The organism is Pseudomonas sp. LFS044 (genome assembly GCF_047978245.1).
GTDB lineage: Bacteria > Pseudomonadota > Gammaproteobacteria > Pseudomonadales > Pseudomonadaceae > Aquipseudomonas.
The window spans coordinates 74,818-96,436 of record NZ_JBFPFX010000011.1; the positions used below are offsets into that span (position 1 = coordinate 74,818).

19 protein-coding genes and 1 tRNA gene are annotated in these 21,619 nt (G+C 63.6%); 7 read left to right on the top strand and 13 right to left on the bottom strand.

The window, feature by feature from the left end:
* Positions 1 to 127 precede the first annotated feature (127 nt).
* The 4 genes from ACNQPL_RS11865 to bglX all read right to left on the bottom strand — a co-directional run bounded on the left by ACNQPL_RS11865 (position 128) and on the right by bglX (position 7,177).
* Positions 128 to 1,447, bottom strand: coding sequence for an MFS transporter (locus ACNQPL_RS11865; RefSeq protein ID WP_346614505.1), 1,320 nt, complete (start codon positions 1,445 to 1,447; stop codon positions 128 to 130).
* Between the two features lie 225 nt (positions 1,448 to 1,672).
* Positions 1,673 to 2,998, bottom strand: a complete 1,326-nt coding sequence (locus ACNQPL_RS11870; RefSeq protein ID WP_416466820.1) for a sigma-54-dependent transcriptional regulator — start codon at positions 2,996 to 2,998, stop codon at positions 1,673 to 1,675.
* Positions 2,992 to 4,749 carry an ATP-binding protein gene (locus ACNQPL_RS11875; RefSeq protein WP_346614503.1) on the bottom strand — a complete coding sequence of 586 codons (1,758 nt, stop codon included), beginning with the start codon at positions 4,747 to 4,749 and terminating at the stop codon, positions 2,992 to 2,994. The genes ACNQPL_RS11870 and ACNQPL_RS11875 overlap by 7 nt, the downstream gene beginning before the upstream one ends.
* A gap of 133 nt (positions 4,750 to 4,882) precedes the next feature.
* Positions 4,883 to 7,177 carry a beta-glucosidase BglX gene (bglX, locus tag ACNQPL_RS11880; protein ID WP_416466821.1) on the bottom strand — a complete coding sequence of 765 codons (2,295 nt, stop codon included), beginning with the start codon at positions 7,175 to 7,177 and terminating at the stop codon, positions 4,883 to 4,885.
* Positions 7,178 to 7,364: 187 nt separating this feature from the next.
* Between bglX and ACNQPL_RS11885 the strand changes: the two genes are divergently transcribed.
* The 4 genes from ACNQPL_RS11885 to ACNQPL_RS11900 all read left to right on the top strand — a co-directional run bounded on the left by ACNQPL_RS11885 (position 7,365) and on the right by ACNQPL_RS11900 (position 10,257).
* Positions 7,365 to 7,982, top strand: a complete 618-nt coding sequence (locus tag ACNQPL_RS11885; protein WP_416466822.1) for a TPM domain-containing protein — start codon at positions 7,365 to 7,367, stop codon at positions 7,980 to 7,982.
* 99 nt (positions 7,983 to 8,081) lie between these two features.
* On the top strand, positions 8,082 to 9,305 hold the full coding sequence (locus ACNQPL_RS11890; RefSeq protein WP_416466823.1) for a class I SAM-dependent methyltransferase: 1,224 nt from the start codon (positions 8,082 to 8,084) through the stop codon (positions 9,303 to 9,305).
* A gap of 161 nt (positions 9,306 to 9,466) precedes the next feature.
* Positions 9,467 to 9,745 (top strand): hypothetical protein, encoded by a 279-nt coding sequence (locus ACNQPL_RS11895; RefSeq protein WP_416466825.1) that lies wholly within the window; start codon positions 9,467 to 9,469, stop codon positions 9,743 to 9,745.
* Positions 9,746 to 9,747: 2 nt separating this feature from the next.
* Positions 9,748 to 10,257, top strand: coding sequence for a helix-turn-helix transcriptional regulator (locus tag ACNQPL_RS11900; protein WP_416466826.1), 510 nt, complete (start codon positions 9,748 to 9,750; stop codon positions 10,255 to 10,257).
* Between the two features lie 21 nt (positions 10,258 to 10,278).
* Here ACNQPL_RS11900 and ACNQPL_RS11905 read toward each other — a convergent pair whose 3' ends face one another.
* A complete protein-coding gene (locus tag ACNQPL_RS11905; RefSeq protein WP_416466827.1) occupies positions 10,279 to 11,289 on the bottom strand; it encodes a DUF4917 family protein in 1,011 nt (336 codons plus the stop codon).
* Positions 11,290 to 11,401: 112 nt separating this feature from the next.
* On the opposite strand from ACNQPL_RS11905, the gene ACNQPL_RS11910 reads away from it, so the two are divergent.
* Entirely contained in the window at positions 11,402 to 12,469 is a 1,068-nt protein-coding gene (locus ACNQPL_RS11910) for a glycerophosphodiester phosphodiesterase (protein WP_416466828.1), read from the top strand.
* A 113-nt stretch (positions 12,470 to 12,582) separates the two neighbouring features.
* Here ACNQPL_RS11910 and ACNQPL_RS11915 read toward each other — a convergent pair.
* From ACNQPL_RS11915 to ACNQPL_RS11935, 5 genes are all read right to left on the bottom strand, one after another.
* Positions 12,583 to 12,656: transfer RNA gene (locus ACNQPL_RS11915), tRNA-Gly, on the bottom strand.
* A 121-nt stretch (positions 12,657 to 12,777) separates the two neighbouring features.
* Positions 12,778 to 13,668: an alpha/beta fold hydrolase gene (locus tag ACNQPL_RS11920; protein ID WP_346614495.1), complete on the bottom strand. Its 891-nt coding sequence runs from the start codon at positions 13,666 to 13,668 to the stop codon at positions 12,778 to 12,780.
* A 345-nt stretch (positions 13,669 to 14,013) separates the two neighbouring features.
* Positions 14,014 to 14,706, bottom strand: coding sequence for a pseudouridine synthase (locus tag ACNQPL_RS11925; RefSeq protein ID WP_416466830.1), 693 nt, complete (start codon positions 14,704 to 14,706; stop codon positions 14,014 to 14,016).
* A 32-nt stretch (positions 14,707 to 14,738) separates the two neighbouring features.
* The gene (locus ACNQPL_RS11930; protein ID WP_416466832.1) at positions 14,739 to 14,969 is read right to left on the bottom strand and encodes a cysteine-rich CWC family protein; all 231 of its coding nucleotides are present in this window, start codon (positions 14,967 to 14,969) and stop codon (positions 14,739 to 14,741) included.
* A complete protein-coding gene (locus ACNQPL_RS11935) occupies positions 14,962 to 16,452 on the bottom strand; it encodes a diguanylate cyclase (protein ID WP_416466833.1) in 1,491 nt (496 codons plus the stop codon). Before ACNQPL_RS11935 ends, ACNQPL_RS11930 begins: the two co-directional genes overlap by 8 nt.
* Positions 16,453 to 16,663: 211 nt before the next feature.
* On the opposite strand from ACNQPL_RS11935, the gene ACNQPL_RS11940 reads away from it, so the two are divergent.
* Positions 16,664 to 17,104 (top strand): hypothetical protein, encoded by a 441-nt coding sequence (locus ACNQPL_RS11940; RefSeq protein WP_416466834.1) that lies wholly within the window; start codon positions 16,664 to 16,666, stop codon positions 17,102 to 17,104.
* A 30-nt stretch (positions 17,105 to 17,134) separates the two neighbouring features.
* On the opposite strand, the gene ACNQPL_RS11945 is transcribed toward ACNQPL_RS11940, so the two are convergent.
* Complete coding sequence (locus ACNQPL_RS11945; RefSeq protein WP_416466835.1) at positions 17,135 to 18,241, bottom strand: enoyl-CoA hydratase/isomerase family protein; 1,107 nt, start codon at positions 18,239 to 18,241, stop codon at positions 17,135 to 17,137.
* Between the two features lie 126 nt (positions 18,242 to 18,367).
* Here ACNQPL_RS11945 and ung point away from each other — a divergent pair, with 126 nt between their 5' ends.
* Positions 18,368 to 19,060 carry a uracil-DNA glycosylase gene (gene ung / locus ACNQPL_RS11950; RefSeq protein WP_416466836.1) on the top strand — a complete coding sequence of 231 codons (693 nt, stop codon included), beginning with the start codon at positions 18,368 to 18,370 and terminating at the stop codon, positions 19,058 to 19,060.
* A 2-nt stretch (positions 19,061 to 19,062) separates the two neighbouring features.
* Here the strand turns inward: ung and ACNQPL_RS11955 are convergent, their stop codons facing one another.
* Entirely contained in the window at positions 19,063 to 20,109 is a 1,047-nt protein-coding gene (locus ACNQPL_RS11955; RefSeq protein ID WP_416466837.1) for an AbrB family transcriptional regulator, read from the bottom strand.
* Positions 20,102 to 21,616: a tripartite tricarboxylate transporter permease gene (locus ACNQPL_RS11960; protein WP_346614487.1), complete on the bottom strand. Its 1,515-nt coding sequence runs from the start codon at positions 21,614 to 21,616 to the stop codon at positions 20,102 to 20,104. The genes ACNQPL_RS11955 and ACNQPL_RS11960 overlap by 8 nt, the downstream gene beginning before the upstream one ends.
* Positions 21,617 to 21,619 lie beyond the last annotated feature (3 nt).

The following is a 21,619-nucleotide window of genomic DNA, read 5'->3' on the forward strand; positions in this document are numbered from 1 at the left end:
AATAATAACCCTATTCGGCTCATTTTGTGAGCCGAATAGGCTGGATATTTGGCTCAGGATTGGCTAGACAAAAGAAAAAAGGCGCCCGTTGTCCACGAGGCGCCTTTTGTTCAAGCTGGCGGCAGGGTCAGTCAGTCGTAATCCGCGAATGCTGCTTGGTGTCTTTCATAGTCGCGTACACCAACAGCGAACACGCGATGCACGCGGTGACGTACCAGTAGAAACCGCTCTCCATGCCTGCACTCTTGAACCACAGGGCCACGTATTCCGCGGTGCCGCCGAAGATCGAAACGGTCAGCGCGTACGGCAGGCCAACCCCCAGTGCGCGGATTTCGGTGGGGAACAGTTCGGCTTTGACCACGGCGTTGATCGAGGTGTAGCCGCTGACGATGATCAGCGCTGCCATGATCAGGAAGAACGCGCCCCACCAGGTCTGGATGGTGTGCAGGGTGGTGAGGATCGGTACGGTGAACAGCGTGCCGAGTACACCGAAGGCGATCAGGATCGGGCGACGGCCGATCTTGTCCGACAGGCCGCCGATGATCGGCTGCAGGCACATGAACAGGAACAACGTGGCCGCCGAGATGGTGGTGGAGTCACTGATGCTCATGCCCACGGTGTTGACCAGGTACTTCTGCATGTAGGTGGTGTAGGTGTAGAAGGCCAGGGTGCCGCCCATGGTCAGGCCGACCACGGTCATCAGTTCCTTGGGGTGGCGCAGCAGGGTGCGCATCAGGCTTTCCTTGGCCTTTTCCTTCTTGGTGAACGAGGCGGTTTCTTCCATGCCACGGCGCAGGTACAGGGCGACCACTGCGCACAGCGCGCCGATCACGAACGGTACACGCCAGCCCCAGGCATACAGCTGCTCGGTGGTCAGCGTCTGCTGCAGGACAATCAGCACCGCCAGGGCGATGAGCTGGCCGGAGATCAGGGTCACGTACTGGAAGCTGGAGAAGAAGCCGCGGCGCTCCTTGCTGGCCATCTCGCTCAGGTAGGTGGCCGAGGTGCCGTATTCACCACCCACCGACAGGCCCTGCAGCAGGCGGGCGACCACCAGCAGCACCGGCGCGGCGACGCCGATGGTTTCATAACCTGGGGTCAGGGCGATGACGAGGGAGCCGGCGCACATCAGCAGGACCGAGGCCATCAGTGCGGCCTTGCGCCCCTTGCGGTCGGCGTAAAGGCCCATCAGCCAGCCACCGATCGGGCGCATGAGGAAGCCCACGGCAAAGATGGCGGCGGTGTTGAGCAGTTGTGCGGTGGAGTCGCCGGCAGGGAAGAACGCTTTGGCGAAGTACAGCGAGAACGCGGCGTAGACGTACCAGTCGTACCATTCGACCATGTTGCCGATGGAGCCGCTGAAAATCGACTTGAGGCGGCTGGCGGTGGTTTTTTCTGCGGCGGGCGCGACGGCCGCCCCGGTTGGCAGGGAGGTGGCGTTATCCATCAGGGATACCTTCTCGTTGTTTTTGTGGAGCGCGCCTGAAGCGCTGCTTGCCAGGACGATTGCAGAAGGTGTGCCAAATGGGTGCGGGATGATCCAAATGGGGGCGTAGAGCGTGCGGCCGCTGGCGTGCCGGTGATTGACTGGTCAGCGGCTTATCGTGTCGTGATGACCTGGGTGAGCGGATTTCCGCTTATCGATTGGTGTTGATCGGCAATAATCCGCTCATCAGAGAAAGTCCTCACGCACCAGGCCGTGCCGCTGCATCTTCTCATTCAGCGTACGCCTGGGTAGCTGCAACGCCTCCATCACCGCCTTGATCTCGCCAGCATGCTGGCGCAAGGCTGCCCGCAGGCACTGTGCCTCGAACGCCTCCATCTGCTCGCCCAGCGATTGCCCGGCCGGTGCTGCCTCGATGCTGGGTGACCCCAGGCCCAAGGCATGGCGCTCGGCCGCGTTGGCAAGCTCACGTACGTTGCCAGGCCAGTCATGGGTCAGCAATTGCGCCAACTGCGTCGCCGACAGCGGCGGGGCTGTGCGGCTCAGCTTCTCGGCTGCAGCGTGGGCGAAATGCTCGAACAGTAACGGGATGTCTTCACGCCGTTCGCGCAGCGGCGCCAAGCGCAATTCCGCGACATTCAGCCTATAGGCCAGGTCTTCGCGAAAACGCCCGGCGCGGGCTTCTTCAAGCAGGTCGGGCTTGGTCGCGGCGATGATACGCAGGTCGACACTGATGCTCTGGTTGGCCCCCAGCCGTTCCAGCTTCTGCTCCTGGATCACCCGTAGCAGCTTGGCCTGTTGGGCCAGCGGCATGCTTTCGATTTCGTCGAGGAACACCGTACCGCCATTGGCATACTCCAGCTTGCCGATGCGCTTGCCCTGGGCCCCGGTAAAGGCGCCGCTCTCGTGGCCGAACAGCTCGGCTTCGAACAGCGATTCCGGGATCGCTGCGCAGTTGAGCGCGACGAAGGGCTTGCCTGCACGCGGGCCGAAGTCGTGCAGGCAGCGCGCCACACGCTCTTTGCCACTGCCGGTTTCGCCGCGGATCAGCACATTGACCGGCAGGCTGGCCAGGTCGAGCACCTGCCGGCGCAGTTGCTGCAGGCCTTGCGACATGCCCAGCAGCGCGGCCTCCAGGCGTGACTTCAGGTCAGCCTGCTCGTGCAGGCGGCGGTTCTCCAGCACCAGTTGGCGTTTCTCCAGGGCACGGCGCAGGCTGCCCAGCAGATGCTGCGGCGTGAAGGGCTTTTCGAGAAAGTCATAGGCGCCGTTACGCATGGCCTCGACGGCCATCGGCACATCGCCATGGCCGGTCAGCAGGATTACCGGCAGGTCCGGGTCATCGGCCTGCAGGCGCTCCAGCAACTGCATGCCACCCATGCCCGGCATGCGCACATCGCTGATGACGACGCCTGGAAAGTGCCGGGGCAGGTGAGCCAGGCATTCCTCGGCGCGCGCGAACAACTGCACGCTGAACCCGGACAGGTTCAGCCATTGCTCGACTGCACTGCGGATGCTCGCCTCATCATCGACGACGATCACTGAATTCAACATACAGGCTCCAGGTCACGGGGTAGGGTGAAGCTCAGGCGCGCGCCGCCCGGCAGGTTCTCTGCCTGCAGCTGGCCGCCGGCCTCGTGAATGATGCCATAGGAAATTGCCAGGCCCAGACCGAGCCCTTCACCCACCGGCTTGGTGGTGAAGAAGGGGTCGAAGACCTTGGCCAGATGGGTGTCGGCAATCCCCCCGCCAGAGTCGAGGACGCTAAGGCGCCATTGATCCTGTTCGGGTTCGATACGGATTTCCAGGCGTTTGTAGCGTTTGTCGGCCATGGCGTCGAGGGCGTTGCGCAGCAGGTTGATCAGCACTTGCTCCAGGCGGATCGCATCGCCCCGCACCCAGGCGGGGCGTGCCAGGTACAGGGCCACGTCGACCTCGTCGCTGCGCAAGCGCGTATCCAGCAGGTGCAGGGCCTGATCGACCACGGTCGCCAGGTCCAGCCGTTCGCGCAGGCCGACCGGGCTGTTGCGGGCGAACGTCTTCAGATGGCTGGTGAGCGCGGCCATGCGTGTGAGCATCTGCTCCAGCGGCTCCAGTGCCAGGCGCGCTTCGTCGTAGCGGCCGTGGTCGAGCAGCAGGCGCAGGGTTTCCAGCTGCATGCGTTGGGTGGTCAGCGGCTGGTTGATCTCGTGGGCCATGGCCGCAGACATTTGCCCAAGCGCAGCCAACTTGGCCGACTGCACCAGGCCTTCCTGTGCGGTGCGCAGTTCGCGGGTACGCTCCTCGACCTGGCGCTTGAGTTCTTCACGGCTGCGCTGGCGCAGGCGGGCCAGGCGCAGGCGCTGGCTGACGAACAGTGCGGCGAACACCAGGCTCAGCCATACGGCGGCGGCGCCCAGGCCAGCGTTGCGCCCGGCAGCGCTGACCTGCGGTTTGCGCAACAGATGCAGGGTCCAGGCCTCACCCGCGAGCGGCAGGCTCTCCCACAGGTACTCGGCAGTGCCGGCGGGGCCCTGCACCCGGCTCAGGTGGCTGTTTTCGGCAAAGCGGGTGAGGACCTGATGCTGCAACGGCACCAGTGGTTGCTTGTCGTATTGACGCGTTTCGGCCAGTTCGGCGCGGTCGGCGCCGCTCAGCGGTTGCAGCTCGCGGTAGCGCCAGCCGTCCTGGTTGGCGATGAAGGTGATGCCGCGCGCGTCGCTGACCAGCAACACATCACTGCCCTGGCGCCACTCGCGCTCCAGTTCGGGAAACTCCAGCTTGACCACCATGGCGCCGAGGAAGCGCCCCTGTTCGTCGGTGACGGCGCTGGACAGGAAGTAACCCGGTACGCCGCTGGTCACCCCAACCGCATAGAAGCGGCCGCTGCCCTGGCTGCGGGTTTGCTTGAAGTAGGGGCGAAAGCCGTAGTTTGAACCCACGTAGGTAGTGGGCAGGCGCCAGTTGCTGGCGGCGATGGCCAGGCCGGTACGGTCGAGCAATTCGAGGGTGGAGGAATTGGCCGCGCCATTGATGCGTTCGAGTTTGCGGTTGAGGGCGTCCTGCATGGCGTCGTCGACCGGCCCACGCAGGGCCTGGATCAGCTCCGGGTCCAAGGCCAGCACGGCGGGCAGGGCGCGGTAGCGGTCGATCAAGGTATGCAGGGCCGTGGCGTACAACCCCAGCTGCTGGCTGGCGCGGCGGGCGTCGTCCTCCATGGCCTGGCGCTTGGCCTGATGCATGGCCCAGCCCGCGCTGAGCGCAGTGCCGGCCACAATCAGCAGGATGATCAGCCCCAGACGCAGGGCGCGAAAGGAAAAGGGCATGGGGCAGATCCGGATGATTGAGTGGCGGGTAGGGCCCTATCGCCGGCAAGCCGGCTCCTACAGGTACTGCGCTGGGCCATCGCGCGGTGGAAGCCTGTGGGAGCCGGCTTGCCGGCGAGAGGGCCAGTGCGGCTTACAACAATTCGAAGCTCTGCTGCTGTACAGCTTCGGAATCCAGCCCGACCTGAACATTGAACTCGCCAGGCTCGGCGACCCGCTGCAGCTGCCCATTGTAGAACTTCAGGTCGTCCTCGCTGATGCGGAAGGTCACGGTTCGCGACTCGCCAGCCTTGAGCAGCAGTTTCTGGAAGTTCTTCAGTTCCTTGACCGGGCGGCTCATGGAGCCCGCGACATCCTGCAGGTACAACTGCACCACGGTCTCGCCATCTAGCTTGCCGGTGTTCTTCACCGTCACCTTGGCCTCCAGCGTGTTACCGCGCTTGAGGTCCTTGCCCGACAGGGTCAACCCCGACAGCTCGAAGCTGCTGTAGCTCAGGCCATAACCGAACGGGTACAGCGGGCCGTTTGGCTCCTCGAAATACTGCGAGGTGTAGTTGCCTGGCTTGCCCGGCGTGAACGGCCGGCCGATGCGCGTGTGGTTGTAGTACATCGGAATCTGCCCGACCGAGCGCGGGAAGGTGATGGCCAGCTTGCCCGACGGGTTGTAGTCGCCGAACAGCACGTCGGCGATGGCGTTGCCGCCCTCGGTACCGGCGAACCAGGTCTCGAGGATGGCGTCAGCCTGCTCACGCTCCCAGGCAATCGACAGCGGGCGGCCGTTCATCAATACCAGCACCAGCGGCTTGCCGGTGGCCTTCAAGGCCTTGATCAGCTCGCGCTGGCTGGCCGGGATCTCCAGCGTGGTGCGGCTGGACGACTCGTGGGACATACCGCGGGACTCACCGACTACGGCCACCACCACGTCGGACTGTTTCGCAGCCTTGACCGCTTCGTCGATCAGCACCGCTGCCGGGCGCGGGTCATCGACGATTTCCGGGGCATCGAAGTTGAGGAAGTTCAGGTAATCGAGAATCGCCTTGTCGCCGGTGACGTTGGCACCTTTGGCGTAGACCAGCTTGGCCTTGCCCTCGACAGCGCGGCGCAGGCCTTCGCGTACGGTGACCGAGTGCATCGGCTTACCGTCGGCAGCCCAGCTGCCCATCATGTCGATCGGTGCATCGGCCAGCGGGCCGACCAGGGCGATGGTGCCGGCTTTGTTCAGCGGCAGGGTCTGCTGGCGGTTTTCCAGCAGCACCAGGCTGCGGCGGGCCACGTCGCGGGCGGCATCACGGTGCAGGCGGTCTTCGCTGTAGTAGTCCTTGAGGTCGGTTTCGGCCTTGCCGATGCGCACGTAGGGGTCCTTGAACAGGCCCATCTCGTACTTGGCCCCCAGCACTTCGCGCACGGCCTGGTCCAGTTCACCCTGGGTCACTTCGCCGGTCTTGAGCAGCCCGGGCAGCTCTTCGCCATACAGGGTGTCGTTCATGCTCATGTCGATGCCGGCCTTGATCGCCAGCTTGGCGGCCTCGCGGCCGTCGCGCGCGACGCCATGGCGGATCAGCTCCTGGATGGCGCCGTGGTCGCTGATGGTCACGCCCTTGAAGCCCCACTCCTTGCGCAGCAGGTCGTTCATCAGCCAGGTATTGGAGGTGGCCGGCACGCCGTTGATCGAGTTCAGCGCCACCATCACCCCGCCGGCGCCGGCGTCCAGCGCGGCGCGGTAAGGCGGCAGGTAGTCGTTGTACATCTTCGGCAGGCTCATATCGACCGTGTTGTAGTCGCGCCCGCCTTCCACTGCGCCATACAAGGCGAAGTGCTTGACGATGGCCATGATGCTGTCGGCGTTGGCCGGGCTGCTGCCCTGGAACGAGCGGACCATTACCTGGCCGATCTTCGAGGTGAGGTAGGTGTCCTCGCCAAAGCCCTCGCTGGTGCGGCCCCAGCGTGGGTCGCGGGCGATGTCGACCATCGGCGCGAAGGTCATGTCCAGGGCGTCGGCGGAGGCCTCGATGGCCGAGGTGCGGCCGACCTTGGCGATGGCGTCCATGTCCCAGGTAGCGGCCAGCCCCAGGCCGATCGGGAAGATGGTGCGTTCGCCGTGGATGGTGTCGTAGGCGAAGAACATCGGGATCTTCAGGCGGCTGCGCATGGCGGCGTCCTGCATCGGCCGGTTCTCGGGGGCGGTGCGCGAGTTGAAGGTGCCGCCGATGCGCCCGGCGGCGATTTCTTCACGGATCTTCTCGTGTGGCATCTCCGGGCCGATGCTGATCAGGCGCAGCTGGCCGATCTTTTCGGCTTCGGTCATCTGGCTGATCAGGTGCTCGATGAACGCCTGCTTGTCTTGCAGGGGCGGGGCGGTTTGGGCGGCAAGGGCCGCCTGACTGGCAAGGCTCATCATGGCCAGGCCCAGCAAAGACAGTTTCATCATGAATTCCGTTGTCGGGGCCTGTGCCGTATCCACGGTGATACGTGCGCGGCCGAAGTTTTCAGGCGGCTATTGTTGTACGATTCACGGGCATTAATTCCAGCGGCGGATTATGCCTGAATATGTCGCTCGCTGAGGAACACCCGAACGCCGGGACAACAACAATAAGAACGATCGAGAGACCGAAGGCATGACCCCCCTCAACGAATACCAGCAGCGCCAGATCGCCGAGGCCATTGCCCGCGTGGAGCGGCGCACCGATGCCGAGCTGGTGACCGTGCTGGCGCGCCGCGCCGATGACTATGCCTACCTGCCGCTGCTCTGGGCCGCCGTGCTGGCCCTGGCCGTGCCAGGGCTGTGTCACCTGCTGCTGGGCTGGCCGGGTGTGCGCGGCCTGCTGGTGGCGAATGTGTTGCTGTTCTTTGGCTTGTGTGTGCTGCTGCGCAACCCGCGCCTGGCCGCCTGGCTGATCCCAGGCGCGCTGCGCCGCTGGCGGGCATCGCGCCTGGCCCGGCAACAGTTTCGCGAACAGAACCTGCAGCGCACTGCCGCCGGCACCGGGGTGCTGATCTTTGTCGCCGAGGCTGAGCGGCATGTGGAGATCCTCGTCGATCAGGGCATCGATCGCCATCTGGATGCCAAGGCCCGTGCGGTCATCGTTGCCCGTTTTGCCGAGCAGGTACGCCAGGGCCGCACCTTGCAGGGCTTTGTCGAGTGTATCGAGGCCTGCGGTGAGCGGCTGTGCGAGCACGTGCCGCGCACCCATGCGCGCAACGAGTTGCCCAACCGCCTGGTCGTTCTCGACTGAGCCACGCCCATCGCGAAAACCTTCGCCTGAGGCGGCCATCGACGTAGAATGCGCGGCATTGCGCAACGCGCTTCCCGCTACCCGAGGCACCTGTTTTCCATGTCCGCCAATCCTTCCGCTTCTTCCGCGCCGGATGCGCGCGCCCAGTTTCTCGACCTGCTGAGCGCTGCCTTGCACGGCAACACCCTGGTCAAGCTGGTGCTGGCGCGCCACGTTGGTGCCGACCCGACCTTGCAGCGGATCATCGCCAAACCGGTGCAGGTGAAGGGGCAGCCGAACCTGTCGCTGGTGTACCGCCACCAGACCCGCGACATCACCCGCAACCTGCCGCTGGACCAAGCCCTGGCGCTGGTCGCCGAACTGCTGCCGGCAAGCTTTCGCAATGCCCACCTGTTCGATGCCGAGGGGGAGCAGCAGCTGACTTTCAGCAAGAAGGGCAAGCCGATGCTCCAGCGTCACGGTGCCCAGGCGCCCCGCGAGGCGGTCACCAGCAGCGGCCACGACCGTGAGAAAAAACGCCACCTGGAGTTGTCACGGCCCTTCCTGCGCGACCTTGGGGTGACCGACGCGCAAGGCGCGCTGATCCCCTCCATGTCGCGCAAGTGGAAGCAGATCAACAAGTTCATCGAAGTCTTCGAACATGCCCTGGCCAATGCGCCGGTGCCTGCAGAGCAGGCGTTGCGGGTGGCCGACTTCGGCTCCGGCAAGGGTTACCTGACCTTTGCCATGCATGACTACCTGCGCAACACCCTGGGTCGTGACGCTCAGGTGACGGGCGTAGAGTTGCGCCAGGACATGGTCGACCTGTGCAACGCCGCAGCTTCGCGCCTGGAGCACCCGGGCCTGGAGTTCCAGTGCGGTGACGTGCGCAGCGTGGTGCCCGAGGCCATCGAGGTGATGATCGCCCTGCATGCCTGCGACATCGCCACCGATTACGCGATCCATACCGGCATACGCTGCAATGCCGCGATCATCATGTGCTCACCGTGCTGCCACAAACAGATCCGCCCGCAACTGCACAGCCCGGGGCTGCTGCAGCCGATGCTGCAATACGGGCTGCACCTGGGCCAGCAGGCCGAGATGCTGACCGACAGCTTGCGCGCCTTGTACCTGGAGGCTTGTGGTTACGAGACCAAGGTGTTCGAGTTCATCTCGTTGGAGCACACCAACAAGAACAAGATGATTCTTGCGGTGAAGCGTAAGCAGCCGGTGGAAGCGGGGGCGTTGCTGGAGAAGATCGCGCAGCTGAAAGGGTTTTATGGCGTGCAGGAGCATTGCCTGGAAACGTTGTTGCGGGGGGATGGGTTGATCGCCGGGCAATGAACGTGTGCTGGGCATCATTCCCAACAGTGCGTAGGACGATTCCCAAGTGCATCAAGTGGCTGATTTGATCGTCAACAGACCTGTAGTGTGGTCGACACCAAACGGTACCATGGTTGTCATTTGACAACCTTGAGGTCCGAGCCCACACTGGAGAAGATTTGATGTCACGGCCGGTTCATGCCAAGAAAGAGGTCGAGCATGCCTTGAGGCACGCTGAGTCACAGGGATGGCGGATCGTTGTGGGGGGCGGGCACTGTTGGGGAAAGATGTACTGCCCGTTCAACGATGCCGATTGCCGGTGCGGGGAGCGTTGCATTACCAGTGTCTGGAGCACCCCGAAGAATCCTGGCAATTTTGCGCGCCAGCTAAAGCGTGTAGTGGACCATTGCACAGGCAGCAGTGAAACCGCTACCGCAGCGAAGGGTGGTGAGGAGCAGTAGCGATGGAATACGAGTTTACCCTCAAGTACCAATTGGTCGAGGACGAAGATATCGATGCGCTCCTGGAGCGCCTGGCCGAGGCGGGTTGTGATGACGCACTGGTCGGGATCGGCCAGCCGGGGCGCCTTTCACTTGAATTTGTACGGGAATCTGCTGGTGCACACGAGGCGATCGAAAGCGCTCTCAGGGATGTCCGTACGGCAGTGCCTGGCGCACGACTGATCGAGGCGACGCCAGACCTCGTCGGTTTAACAGATGTGGCAGAGATCGTCGGTGTATCGCGTCAGAACATGCGCAAGCTGATGCTCGCGCATATTCACAGTTTCCCGGCTCCCATACATGAAGGCAGCACTTCGCTGTGGCATCTCGCAGACGTCCTGGCCTGGTTGCTGGCCCGAGGGAGTTACACCATCGGCCAAGAGATGCTGGACCTGGCTCGGGTTGCGATGGCCGTCAATGTGTCAAGCGCACATGCACGGTTAGTCAAAGGTGCCACGGGTTTCGCTCATTGAAGTTGCACCGCTGGTGCAGTGTTAGTGGCGCACCGTCTGCACTTCGATCGCCAACGCCACTGCCCCCAGCGGATGGGTACCCGCATCGAAGAAATGCAGCGCAGTCCCCGTCAGGTCGCCAAACCGCTCCACAAAATGGCGTTTCTGATTCATCACCGAGGCCTCGCCCAGCGCCCTGATGGCAATCGAAAGATGCGCCGGCCGCGCTTGGCGAATCGCTTCGAGCAGGTGTTGGTCACTGCTGTCCAGGTGCTGCCCGAACAGGCAGAGGCCTTGGCTTTCCTGCGCCAGCTGCCCCAGGCACCAGCCCAGGTAATCCGAGTTGCGGATCGCACGCAGTTTCTCGTCGCTGCGGTCTTCGTTGACGAACAAGGGCACTTCACCCGGGATGTTCACGGCAAAGCCATCGAGCAATTCAGCGCTTTCGGCGCTGCGCTGGCGGGTGGCGCCGTCGGGCAGCTTGAGCAGGTGCAGCCCGCCGTGCAGGTGCAGCACGCGTGTCCCTGCACTTCGCGTGCGGCGCACGTCGAAGAAGCCTTCCTCATCGAACAGGGCGGCAAAGCCCTGTGGGTCGTGCTGCACGGCCCACGGCAGGATCAGGTCGTAGTTGCTGGTATAGACACTGCGATAGCTGCGCAACGCCTGGTTGATCGCTGTCAGGGTGGCTGCAGGCATCAGCGGCCACGGCACGTGCACGGTGCGCATGGCGTGGATCAGTGCTTCCTTGATCGAGTAATAGCGGTTCAGCGGCGCGGTGGAGTTGATCGCCAGGGCGGCGTTGGCGCGCACGGTGTGGTTGAGGGTGCTCAGCACAGGCTCGAACAGCTCGGTGCCCAGCGACTTGAACAAGGCCTGGTCGCTGATCGCCAGGCCTTTCTTGCGCCCGGCGCGCTGGGCTTCCTCGAACAGCGAGAAGTAGCCGAACGGCTTCCACAGTGCACGGCTGGCGCCGTTGCCCAGCAGCAGGGCGTCGCAGGGGTGGCGTTGGGCGAGTTCCTGCCAGGTGGCGAGGTGGGCGTCTAGTGCGGGCATGATGGGTCCATTCGCTGGAGCGGAAAACGGTGGCGACTTTAGCATGTCATGCAAGGTGTGCGAGGGTTGGCTCAGGTACGACACGGTTGGCAGGATGAAAGAGGACTTCACCATGCGCAAAAGCTTGATCGCAATGTTGGGCTTGGCGGCCCTGGGTTCGGCCTCGGCGGGCTGGGCAACGGAGGGCAAAAGCCTGGCTGCGGCTCAGGGTATTCCATACCCCTCCGTGATCGCTCACCGCGGTGCCTCTTATGATGCCCCCGAATCAACCACACCTGCGTACCTGCTGGCGCGCGATCTGGGTGCTGACTACCTGGAGCTCGACCTGCAACGCACGCGTGACGGGGTGCTGGTGGTGGTCCATGACGATGAGCTGTCACGCACCAGCGATGTCGCCGAGCGCTTTCCCGAGCGTAAGCTCAGCCCGGTCAGCGCGTTCACCTTGGCCGAGCTCAAAACCCTGGACGCGGGCAGTTGGTTCAACGAGGCGTATCCGGAGCGTGCCCGGCCGTCGTTCAGCAAATTGTCCATCCTTACCCTGGACGAAGTCATCGACATCGCCGAAGGCAACCCCGAGCGTCAACCGGGCTTGTATATCGAGACCAAGGTGCCTAACCAGTTCCCGGGGATTGAAAAGCAGCTCAAGCAGCGGCTCGAGGCCCGTGGCTGGCTGAGCCGCCCTGGGCGTGTGGTGTTGCAGACATTCGATCGCAACAGCCTGGCGCTGCTGCACGAGGCCATGCCCCAGGTGCCGAAGATTCTCCTGCTGTGGGTGGGAACCAAGGCCATCGCACCCGCCTCTGGCCAGGATTTCGCTGATTCAGGCGAAAGCGACAAGGCCGCCTTTTCCGCGCGACAACAACCGAAGGATCGGGCGGAATTCCTGCGCTGGCTGAACATTGCCAAGCAGGGCGGGGCGATCGGCACCGGCCCCTCGGCCAAGCGCGGCAAGCTGGGTGAACAGAGCTATGCCGACCTCATTCAGCCGTGGATGAACCAGGCCAGCCATGAGCGCGGGTTGCTGGTGCATGTTTACACGCTCGATGAGCCGCAGGACTACGCCAACGCCATGCAGGCCGGGGTGGACGGGATCTTCACTAACCGGGCTGCGCAATTGCTGCGCTTCTACCAGCGCCCCACCGAAAACGAGTCGGCGTTACTGGACAAATCAGGTTACTGAGCGAGCCAGGTTTTTGCCCTGGGATGATCAACCAAAGGACAGAAACGAAAAAAGGAGCCAAGGCTCCTTTTGACAGCGATGACGTTGCTGGAACGCCATGCGGGAATGCGGTGTGGAGCGGGTAGAGGGAATCGAACCCTCAACTAAAGCTTGGGAAGCTTTCGTTTTGCCACTAAACTATACCCGCGTCTGCGATCGACTTTGTACCAGAACGCTCCTCGAATTAGAAGCCCCAGTTATAAACCAGGCCTAAAAAAAGCTGTCGGCGCCCATAGCCTGCGGGTCATGGCTACAGGACGCCGATGCACTCAGATCGCCCATGCATGCTGCCCTTGGGTGTTGCTGTAGAGGTTACGAGCCCTGGATTCGCGCACGGTCGGCTTGAGGAAGCCAAGCAGGGCGCTGCGCGTGGCTTCGCAAGCCGTCTTGTTTTCCATGTCGAGGAAGTGGCCGGCATCACGGATCACCGTGAAGTGGCTCTTGCCGACATGGTTGCCGAACTGTCGGGCGTCTTCGGCGGTGGTGTATTCGTCACGGTCGCCGTTGATGAACAGCACCGGGATATCGATGTTGCGCGCACCCTTCAGCGCCCGGTCCAGGTCATGCTGCAGCACCTGGTTGATGTGGTAGTGCATCTGCGCGTACTCGTGCGTGTCCAGGCTGCTGACGTGCCGATAGTTGAAACGCTTGAACAGCGAGGGCAGGTGCTTGCCGATGGTGTCGTTGACCAGGTTGCCGACCTGGTAGCGATCGCAGGCGGCCAGGTACTGGCAGCCGCGGTCGAGGTAGTCGCGCATCGGTTCATTGATCACCGGCGAGAACGAACTGACCACTGCCTTTTTCACCAGCCGCGGCTGGTGCGCCAGCGCCAGCAGGGTGCAGGCACCGCCCCAGGAAAACGACATCACGTGGTCGGCGCGGAAGTGCTCGATCAGCTCCAGCAGGATATGCGCTTCGTCCTCTTTGCTGATCAGGCGCTCCTGGCGGTTGTGCGGTTTGGACTTGCCGGCATACGGCTGGTCGTACAGCACCACGTTGAATTGCGGGTGCAGGTTACGCACCGTCTGGGCGAACGAGGCCGTGGTAGCCAGCGAGCCGTTGATCAGGATGATCGTTTTCTCGGCGGCATCGGCGCGATGGAACTCCGTGTAAACCCGATACTGACCTTGGATATCAAGTACAGCGATTTCTGGCCTCATGTCATCGACTCCTGGCGCAAAAAGGGTATTCGCGTCACCTAGGGTGCACGTTCAATATGACAGGTAGGCATTTGCCTGAAGAAATTACCGGGGCCCTGTGTCGATCCTTGGCACACGTGTCGACGGTATTGTTTTTGGCGGGCAATTTGCCGTGCCCCAAAGCATCGAGGCCTTGGGTGGCCGGCAAAAAGTGTCCTGGTCCGCGTTTGTGACTCGTGAGTCACGTGCAGACCGACAAGTTAGGATTCAAGCAGTGGGTTGGGGATCCCGCAAGGGTCGCCTGGGGAAATTTGTGACTTTTGCCGCTGGGCGGTCGTATGACCGCTGCGCAGCGCCTGTGGCGGGCTATACCGCGGCGATTTCCTCGGCAGTCAGCGCCCGGAATTCACCCGGCGCCAACCCTGGGTCGAGGCGTATCGAACCCATGCTTTCCCGGTGCAACCCCACCACCTTGTTGTCGAAATGCCCGAACATCCGCTTGACCTGGTGGTAGCGGCCTTCGACGATTGCCAGCCTTGCATGGCGCGGGCCAAGTATGTCCAGTTGCGCGGGGAGAGTGGTGAGGTCTTCGAAGGCGAAGTAGAACCCTGCACGAAACTTGTCGACGTAATGGCCACCGATTTCGTCCTCGGTCTGCACCAGGTAGTGTTTGGGCAGTTTGGTCGCTGGCTGGGTCAGGCGGCGCGACCATTGGCCATCGTTGGTCAGGATCAGCAGCCCGGTGGTGTTGTAGTCCAGCCGGCCGGCGATGTGCAGATCGTCGCGCAATTCGGCGGGCAGCAGGTCAAGCACGGTGCGGTGCTGAGGGTCCTGGGTGGCGCTCACGCAACCGGCCGGTTTGTGCAGCATCAGGTAACGCGCCGGGCGGCCGGCCTGCAGTACCTGGTCATCCACCTCGATACGGCTGAATTCGCGTACTTCGGTGCGCGGGTCGGCGACGGCCGCACCATCCACACGCACACGCCGCTGCACCAGCAGCAGGCGGGCTTGCTGGCGGTTATAACTGGGCAGGTTGGCGAGGAAGCGGTCGAGGCGCATGGGGCACGAGCGTAGGTAAAAGGCCGCGCAGTCTAGCGCTTTTCACTGTCGACCGGGGTGGCGGTGTTCGCCGCCAGGCTGGCGCCCGCCGCACAGCGCGGGCACAGGCAGGACTGGTCACGCAGCTCTGTTGGCAGCGCCTGCAGCACCGCCGGGTCGATGGCCACGGCAAAGCACCAGCACGGCTCAGTGGCGGTGCGTGGGTCGGCCAGGGTGCACTGGTTGAGGGCGCCGCAAGCGGGGCAGCGCTGGTTTTCATTCATAAACGAGTCCGGGTGTTTCACTGCATACACGGTTGCGGCCGGCCTGCTTGGCACGATAAAGCGCGCGGTCGGCGCGGGTCAGCAGGGCGTGCAGGGTGTCGCCTGGCTGCAGGCCACTGAGGCCGATGCTGGTGGTCAGGCGCAGCGGCTGTTCGTCGTAGATGAAGGTCAGCTGCTCGGTGCGCCGACGGATCTTTTCCGCCACGTCGAGCGCTTGCCGGCCTTCGGTTTCGCGCAGCAGCACGATGAATTCCTCGCCGCCCCAGCGGCAGAGTATATCCGACTGGCGCAGGCTGCCTTGCAGCACATTGGCGAACTGGCGCAGCACTTCGTCGCCGGCCAGGTGGCCGTGGGTATCGTTTAGCGCCTTGAAGTGGTCGAGGTCGATCAGCAGCGCCACCAGCGGCGCGCAATCACGCTGGGCCTCCTGCAGGGCCTGGGCCGCCAGCAGGTCGAAGCTGCGCCGGTTGGGCAGCCCGGTGAGGCTGTCGAGGGTGGCCAGGGCCTCGATGCTGGCCTGATGACGCCTGAGCATGGCATGCAACAGCGACAGCACCACCAGCGTGATCATCGCGCAGATCGCAAGGTTCAGGTACAGCGAGTGGCGTACCCGGTCCAGGGCGCCAGTCTCGCGCTTGTCCACCAGCAAGTACCAGTCAAGCTCCGGCAGGTGCCGCACATTCAGGAAATGGCTGTGGCCCTCGCTGTCCCTGTATTCATGGCTGCCTTCGGCGGGTACCGGCCCCTGCATCAGCAGCTCGTCCAGGCCGGGGTTGTCGCGCAGTGGCTGGCCGGCCCGCAGGCCATGTGGGCCGCCATCCGAACCGCTGAGCAAGACCTTGCCCTTGGCATCGGTGAAGAACACCGAGCGTTGGTAACGCCGCTGGTAGGTGTCGATCAGTTTGACCACCGCGTCCACGCTAAGGCCTACCCCCGTTGCGCCGATGAAGCGCTGCTGGTAGTCCAGCACCTTGTAGTTGATGAAGACCGTGAGGCTGTCGTGGTTGGCCATGTCCAGGTCGACGTTGATTTCGTAAGGCGCCTTGAGCGCGCGCAGGCGGAAGTACCAGGCATCACGCCAGGTGCCCGGCTCGACATGCTTGAGTACCCCCTTGGCCTGGTAATAGGTCAGGCTGCTGTCAGAGACGAAGAAGGAGGTGAAGGTATCCTGCTTGCCCATCACCTCGCCGAGAAAACGCGTGACGCGTTGGGGATCCTGTTCGCCGGCGAGCACCCAGTCGCGCAGGAATGTGTCCTGGGCCATCATCGACGCGATCAGCACCGGGCGGATGAGGTCTTTTTGAATTTCCGAATAGACGGTATCGGAGGTCAGCGGCAACTCGGTGTTGACGATGCCATCGCGGATTGCGCTGCGTGAAGCGAAGTAGCTGAGCAGCGAGGTGGCGAGAAAGCCACAGGCCAGCAGCATCAGCAGGGTGAGGATCAACGAGCGCTGCGAAAACAATGCGGAGCGTGAAGGCATGATCGTCCCGTGATGTGTGCCGAGGCGATCATTCTAGTGACATGACCGGAAAAAGACTGCAGGTTTTTTGTGGGTATCCGTGCTGTTTCAAATTGTTGCAGAAATGGCACTGCACGTTGGCCGTAATGTCTTATTCAGTGTCGATGAACGCTTTGCGGTCGACGCTCGCCAGCGCCGCTGTTCGGGCACCCCAGCGGTCCAGGAGGCCGCCATGTCCTATCGAATTCTGTTGATCGCCCTGTTGGGTCTGATGACAACCGCCTGTGTACCCTACTACCAGGGGGGCAGGTACTACCGCTCCGATTACTACACCACCGACCGCTATGTGTCGCCGGGTTACTACCGCCATGACCGCTACTATGTAGCGCCACAACCGCGCTACTACTATCAACCGGCGCCGCGTTACTACCGGCCGGCGCCCGTGCCTCAATACCGGCCACATCCGCAGCCGGGGATGAACCAGTGGCATGGCAACCCGCGCTATGACTATGGCAACCGTCAGCGCTATGACTACGGGCGCGATCGCGACCGGCACGACTACCGCAATGACAGCCGGCGGTATCAGAACGACCGCTGGCATTCCAACGGCCGGGGTGATCGTGACCGCCGGCCTGATGGTAGGCGCGGCGGTGATCGCAACTGGCAACGCTGAGCATGAAGGGGCCGCTGCTGCGGCCCTTGTTCATGCCAGGTCAGCCAGCGGATGTCGCCCCTCCCATATCTTGACGAAATGCGCCTCGACCACCGCGTCGGGCACCTGCGCCACATCTGGCCAGTGCCAGCGCGGCTGGTTGTCCTTGTCCAGCAGGCGGGCGCGCACCCCTTCGCTGAACTCGGGGTGACGGCAACAATTGAGGCTCATGCTGTACTCCATCTGGAACACCTGCGCCAATGACAGGTGCCGGGCGCGGCGTATCTGCTCCCAGACCAGGTGCGCCGTCAGCGGGCAACCCTGGTGCAAGCGTTGGCCTGCCTCGGCCAGCAGCGGGTCTTCATGGTGTGCAAGCCCTTCGAGTGCCCGCCATGCGGCCGCAGGGTCCGCGACATCCAGCAGCGCATCGATCGCCTGGCGCCGCGGCAGCCATTGCGCCTTGGGCAGTTCGGCAAAGGCACGGTGCTGCTCTGACTTGAGCAGGCTGTTGAGCTGCAAATCGGTCTGCTCCTGCCAGTTCATCTGCAGCAACTCTTCGATCAGGCCTTCTTGCTGATGCTCGCCAAGGAACCGGTCGGCCAGGCCCAGGTCGAGGGCGTCTCGGGCATTGATGGGCGCGCCAGTCAGCCCGAGGAACAGCCCCAGCTTGCCCGGCAGGCGGGCAAGGAACCAGCTGGCACCCACGTCGGGGTAAAGGCCGATGCTGATCTCCGGCATTGCCAGTCGGCTGCTGGGCGTGACGATGCGTACCCTGGCACCCTGCAGCAGCCCCATGCCGCCACCCAGCACATGGCCATGGCCCCAGCACAGCAGCGGTTTGGGGTAGGTGTGGATCAGATAGTCGAGGCGATACTCGGCGGCAAAGAACGACGCCGCCAGGGGTGGCACGCTGCCTGGGTGTTTGCGGCAGGCCTGGGCCAGCGCACGCACGTCGCCACCCGCGCAAAACGCCTTGGCGCCATTGCCACGCAGCAATACGCAGACCACGCCCGGGTCGCGGGCCCACTCATGCAACTGTTCGCCGAGCACCTCGATCATCGGCAGGTTGAGGGCATTGAGCGCCTTGGGCGCATCCAGGGTGGCAATGCCGATTCGGGCGCCGTCGACGCCGGTGAGTACCTCGCAGTGAATGGCCATGGACTACCTCGCTCCAGTCGTCCCCCTAGTATGGCCTGCCTGGCCGATCACGCCGGTCGTCGGTCGGACCGATTGACAAGGGGGGATGGCTTACCTAGTGTCGCGCCATTGATTACGGACGCTCCCATGACTGACGACGATCGCATCAAACTCGAGCCCGGCTGGAAAGACGCACTGCGTGCCGAATTCGACCAGCCCTACATGCACCAGTTGCGTGAATTCCTGCGCCAGGAATACGCTGCCGGCAAGGAAATCTACCCGCCAGGGCCGCTGATTTTCAACGCGCTCAACTCCACGCCGCTGGAGCGGGTGAAGGTGGTGATCCTCGGCCAGGACCCGTACCACGGCCCGGGTCAGGCCCACGGCTTGTGCTTCTCGGTGCAGCCAGGCGTACCCACGCCGCCGTCGCTGGTGAACATCTACAAGGAGCTGCAGCGCGACCTGAACATTCCCATCGCCAACCACGGTTACCTGCAGAGCTGGGCCGAGCAGGGCGTACTGCTGCTGAATACGACCATGACTGTCGAACGCGCCAATGCCGCCTCGCATGCCAAGAAAGGTTGGGAGTTCTTCACCGACCGTATCATCCAGGTCGTCAGCGAGCGTTGCCCGAACGTGGTGTTCCTGTTGTGGGGCGCGCACGCTCAGAGCAAGCAGAAGCTGATCGACGGCACCAAGCATTTGGTGCTGAAGTCGGTGCACCCGTCGCCGTTGTCGGCCTACCGTGGGTTCCTCGGCTGCGGGCACTTCAGCCGGACCAACGGCTTCCTTCAACAGCGTGGGCTGGCGCCGATCGACTGGGCGTTGCCGCCCTTGTAGATTCAGTTTTTTCGCGGTTGCCGCTGATCAGCGTTCCACACCCTGAACAGCGGCTCCGCCAGAAACAGCACGAACAACAACCGCATCACCTGCAACGCCGTCACCAGCGGCACTGACAACTGCAAGGTTTCCGCCGTCAGGCTCATCTCGGCAATCCCGCCGGGCATCATCCCCAGGGTCAGCGAACGCAGGTCCAGCGCAGTCAGCACGCTCAACCCCCATGCGGCACTGCCAGCAATCAGCATGCAAAGCGCTGTGGCCAGCAAGGTGCGCCCCAGAAACGAGGGTGCGCGACGGAAAAACGCGCGGTTGAAGTGGCAGGCCAGGCCACTGCCGATCAGCCATTGGCCGATCTGGCTGGCGCCGTTGGGCAAGGCTATCTGCAGATCGCCCGCCAGGCTTGCTGTCGCGGCCACCAGCAAGGGCCCGAACAGCCAAGGGTTAGGCTGGCGCAAGCGCTGCCAGACGAAACCCACCGCCACCCCCAGCGGTGCGATCAATGCCAGCCAGCCCCAGCTTACACTGCCGGCATGATTGAGCGGCACGCCATCACCGATGAGGAACTTGAACAGCGCCGGCACGCACAGCACCACCGCCAGCACGCGCAGGCTCTGCGCGGCGGCGACCTGGCTGAGCACTGCGCCATTGCGTGCGCCCAGGTTGACCATCTCCCCAGAGCCGCCAGGCATGCTGGCGAAAAATGCCGTGGCCCGGTCCTCGCCGGTGCGCCGCAGCAACCACACGCCGACCACGCTGGAAACGGTGGTGAACAGCGCAGCAAAGAAGATCAGCACGAAATGGCTGGCCACCTGTTCGATCACCGCCGGGGTGAAATGCAGGCCAATCCCCAGGCCGATGATGCATTGCCCGCATTTGCGGCCGTTGGGGATTTCCGACAACTGCCACGGCGTCAGGCAGCGCACCAGGATGATCGCCAGCAACGAGCCGACCATCCAGGGCAGCGGCCAGCCGACCAGACTGGCGAGATACCCGCCCGCCAGGCCGACCAGCCCCGTCGCCCAGTACAGCGGCAACGACCGGTCAGGCATCGGCCATCGCCCGGCGCTGTTGCGCGCGCTTGCGCCAGATGCGCAGCAGCGGCAGGGTCAGCATGCAAAGGGTCAATACCCATACCGACATGCTGATCGGGCTCGACCAGAGAATGCCCAGCTCACCGTTGGAAATCGACAGCGCGCGGCGCAGGTTCTGCTCCATCAGGCCGCCGAGGATGAACCCCAGCAGAATCGGCGACAGCGGGAAGTCCAGCTTGCGCAGGATGTAACCCATGATGCCGATGCCGACCATCAGGAACAGGTCGAAGGTGGTGGCATGCACGGCGTATACACCGATCGCGGTGATGATCGCGATCACCGGCACCAGCGCCCAGTTCGGCACGGCGAGGATGCGGGTGAAGATGCGGATCATCGGGATGTTCAGGATCACCAGCATGATGTTGGCGATGAACAGCGACGCGATCAGGCCCCAGACGATGTCTGGTTGCTGTTCGAACAGCAGCGGGCCCGGGGTGATGTTGTACAGCGTCAGTGCGCCGATCATTACTGCCGTGGTACCCGAGCCAGGCACGCCCAAGGTCAGCATGGGCACCAGGGCACCGCAGCAGGAGGCACCGATGGCGGTTTCCGGCGCGGCAAGGCCGCGTGCATCACCCTTGCCGAAGTTGCCCTTGGTACCGGCAATGCGTTTTTCGGTCATGTAGGCCACGGCGCTGGCCAGCGTTGCGCCGGCGCCCGGCAGCACGCCCATGATGAAACCGAGCAGGCCGCAGCGGATGTTGACCGCGAACACCGACGCGGCTTCCTTGACGTTGAACAACATGCGCCCGGTGGCCTTGACCGCCTGGTGGCCATGGTGAGTCTTCTCCAGCAGCAGGAGAATTTCGCTGATCGAGAACAGCCCCAGCACCAGCACCACGAACTGTATACCGTCCGCCAGGTGCACGCTGTCACCGGTGAAGCGGTACACGCCGCTGTTGGCATCAATGCCGACTGCCGACAGGAACAGGCCGATCAGCGCGGCGATGAAGGTCTTCAACGGTTTGTCGCCGGCCATGCCGCCGAGGCAGACGATGGCGAACACCATCAGCACGAAATACTCCGCCGGGCCGAAGGCTATCGCCCATTTCGCCAGCAGCGGGGCGAACAGCACCATGCCGCAGGTGGCGATGAAGGCGCCGATGAACGAACTCCACGCCGACAACGACAAGGCCACGCCGGCCAAGCCCTTGCGGGCCATCGGGTAGCCGTCGAGGGTGGTCATCACGGTCGAGGCTTCGCCGGGGATGTTCAGCAGGATCGAGCTGATCCGCCCGCCGTATTCGCAGCCCAGGTACACCGCAGCCAGCAGGATCAGCGCCGACTCCGGTGGCAGGCCGAGGGCGAAGGCGATCGGGATCAGCAGCGCCACGCCGTTGATCGGGCCCAGGCCCGGCAGCAGGCCGACCACGGTGCCGATCAACGTGCCCGACAGGGCGGTGACCAGGTTGTACGGGCTCAGGGCGACGCCGAAGCCCTGGCCCAGGTAGCTCAAGGTATCCATGTG

What these genes read in the sequence shown, in the direction of transcription:
- ACNQPL_RS11865 (WP_346614505.1), bottom strand. Translation starts at nt 1,447, where the DNA reads ATGGATAACGCCACCTCCCTGCCAACCGGGGCGGCCGTCGCGCCCGCC.
- ACNQPL_RS11870 (WP_416466820.1), bottom strand. Translation starts at nt 2,998, where the DNA reads ATGTTGAATTCAGTGATCGTCGTCGATGATGAGGCGAGCATCCGCAGT.
- ACNQPL_RS11875 (WP_346614503.1), bottom strand. Translation starts at nt 4,749, where the DNA reads ATGCCCTTTTCCTTTCGCGCCCTGCGTCTGGGGCTGATCATCCTGCTG.
- bglX (WP_416466821.1), bottom strand. Translation starts at nt 7,177, where the DNA reads ATGATGAAACTGTCTTTGCTGGGCCTGGCCATGATGAGCCTTGCCAGT.
- ACNQPL_RS11885 (WP_416466822.1), top strand. Translation starts at nt 7,365, where the DNA reads ATGACCCCCCTCAACGAATACCAGCAGCGCCAGATCGCCGAGGCCATT.
- ACNQPL_RS11890 (WP_416466823.1), top strand. Translation starts at nt 8,082, where the DNA reads ATGTCCGCCAATCCTTCCGCTTCTTCCGCGCCGGATGCGCGCGCCCAG.
- ACNQPL_RS11895 (WP_416466825.1), top strand. Translation starts at nt 9,467, where the DNA reads ATGTCACGGCCGGTTCATGCCAAGAAAGAGGTCGAGCATGCCTTGAGG.
- ACNQPL_RS11900 (WP_416466826.1), top strand. Translation starts at nt 9,748, where the DNA reads ATGGAATACGAGTTTACCCTCAAGTACCAATTGGTCGAGGACGAAGAT.
- ACNQPL_RS11905 (WP_416466827.1), bottom strand. Translation starts at nt 11,289, where the DNA reads ATGCCCGCACTAGACGCCCACCTCGCCACCTGGCAGGAACTCGCCCAA.
- ACNQPL_RS11910 (WP_416466828.1), top strand. Translation starts at nt 11,402, where the DNA reads ATGCGCAAAAGCTTGATCGCAATGTTGGGCTTGGCGGCCCTGGGTTCG.
- ACNQPL_RS11920 (WP_346614495.1), bottom strand. Translation starts at nt 13,668, where the DNA reads ATGAGGCCAGAAATCGCTGTACTTGATATCCAAGGTCAGTATCGGGTT.
- ACNQPL_RS11925 (WP_416466830.1), bottom strand. Translation starts at nt 14,706, where the DNA reads ATGCGCCTCGACCGCTTCCTCGCCAACCTGCCCAGTTATAACCGCCAG.
- ACNQPL_RS11930 (WP_416466832.1), bottom strand. Translation starts at nt 14,969, where the DNA reads ATGAATGAAAACCAGCGCTGCCCCGCTTGCGGCGCCCTCAACCAGTGC.
- ACNQPL_RS11935 (WP_416466833.1), bottom strand. Translation starts at nt 16,452, where the DNA reads ATGCCTTCACGCTCCGCATTGTTTTCGCAGCGCTCGTTGATCCTCACC.
- ACNQPL_RS11940 (WP_416466834.1), top strand. Translation starts at nt 16,664, where the DNA reads ATGTCCTATCGAATTCTGTTGATCGCCCTGTTGGGTCTGATGACAACC.
- ACNQPL_RS11945 (WP_416466835.1), bottom strand. Translation starts at nt 18,241, where the DNA reads ATGGCCATTCACTGCGAGGTACTCACCGGCGTCGACGGCGCCCGAATC.
- ung (WP_416466836.1), top strand. Translation starts at nt 18,368, where the DNA reads ATGACTGACGACGATCGCATCAAACTCGAGCCCGGCTGGAAAGACGCA.
- ACNQPL_RS11955 (WP_416466837.1), bottom strand. Translation starts at nt 20,109, where the DNA reads ATGCCTGACCGGTCGTTGCCGCTGTACTGGGCGACGGGGCTGGTCGGC.
- ACNQPL_RS11960 (WP_346614487.1), bottom strand. Translation starts at nt 21,616, where the DNA reads ATGGATACCTTGAGCTACCTGGGCCAGGGCTTCGGCGTCGCCCTGAGC.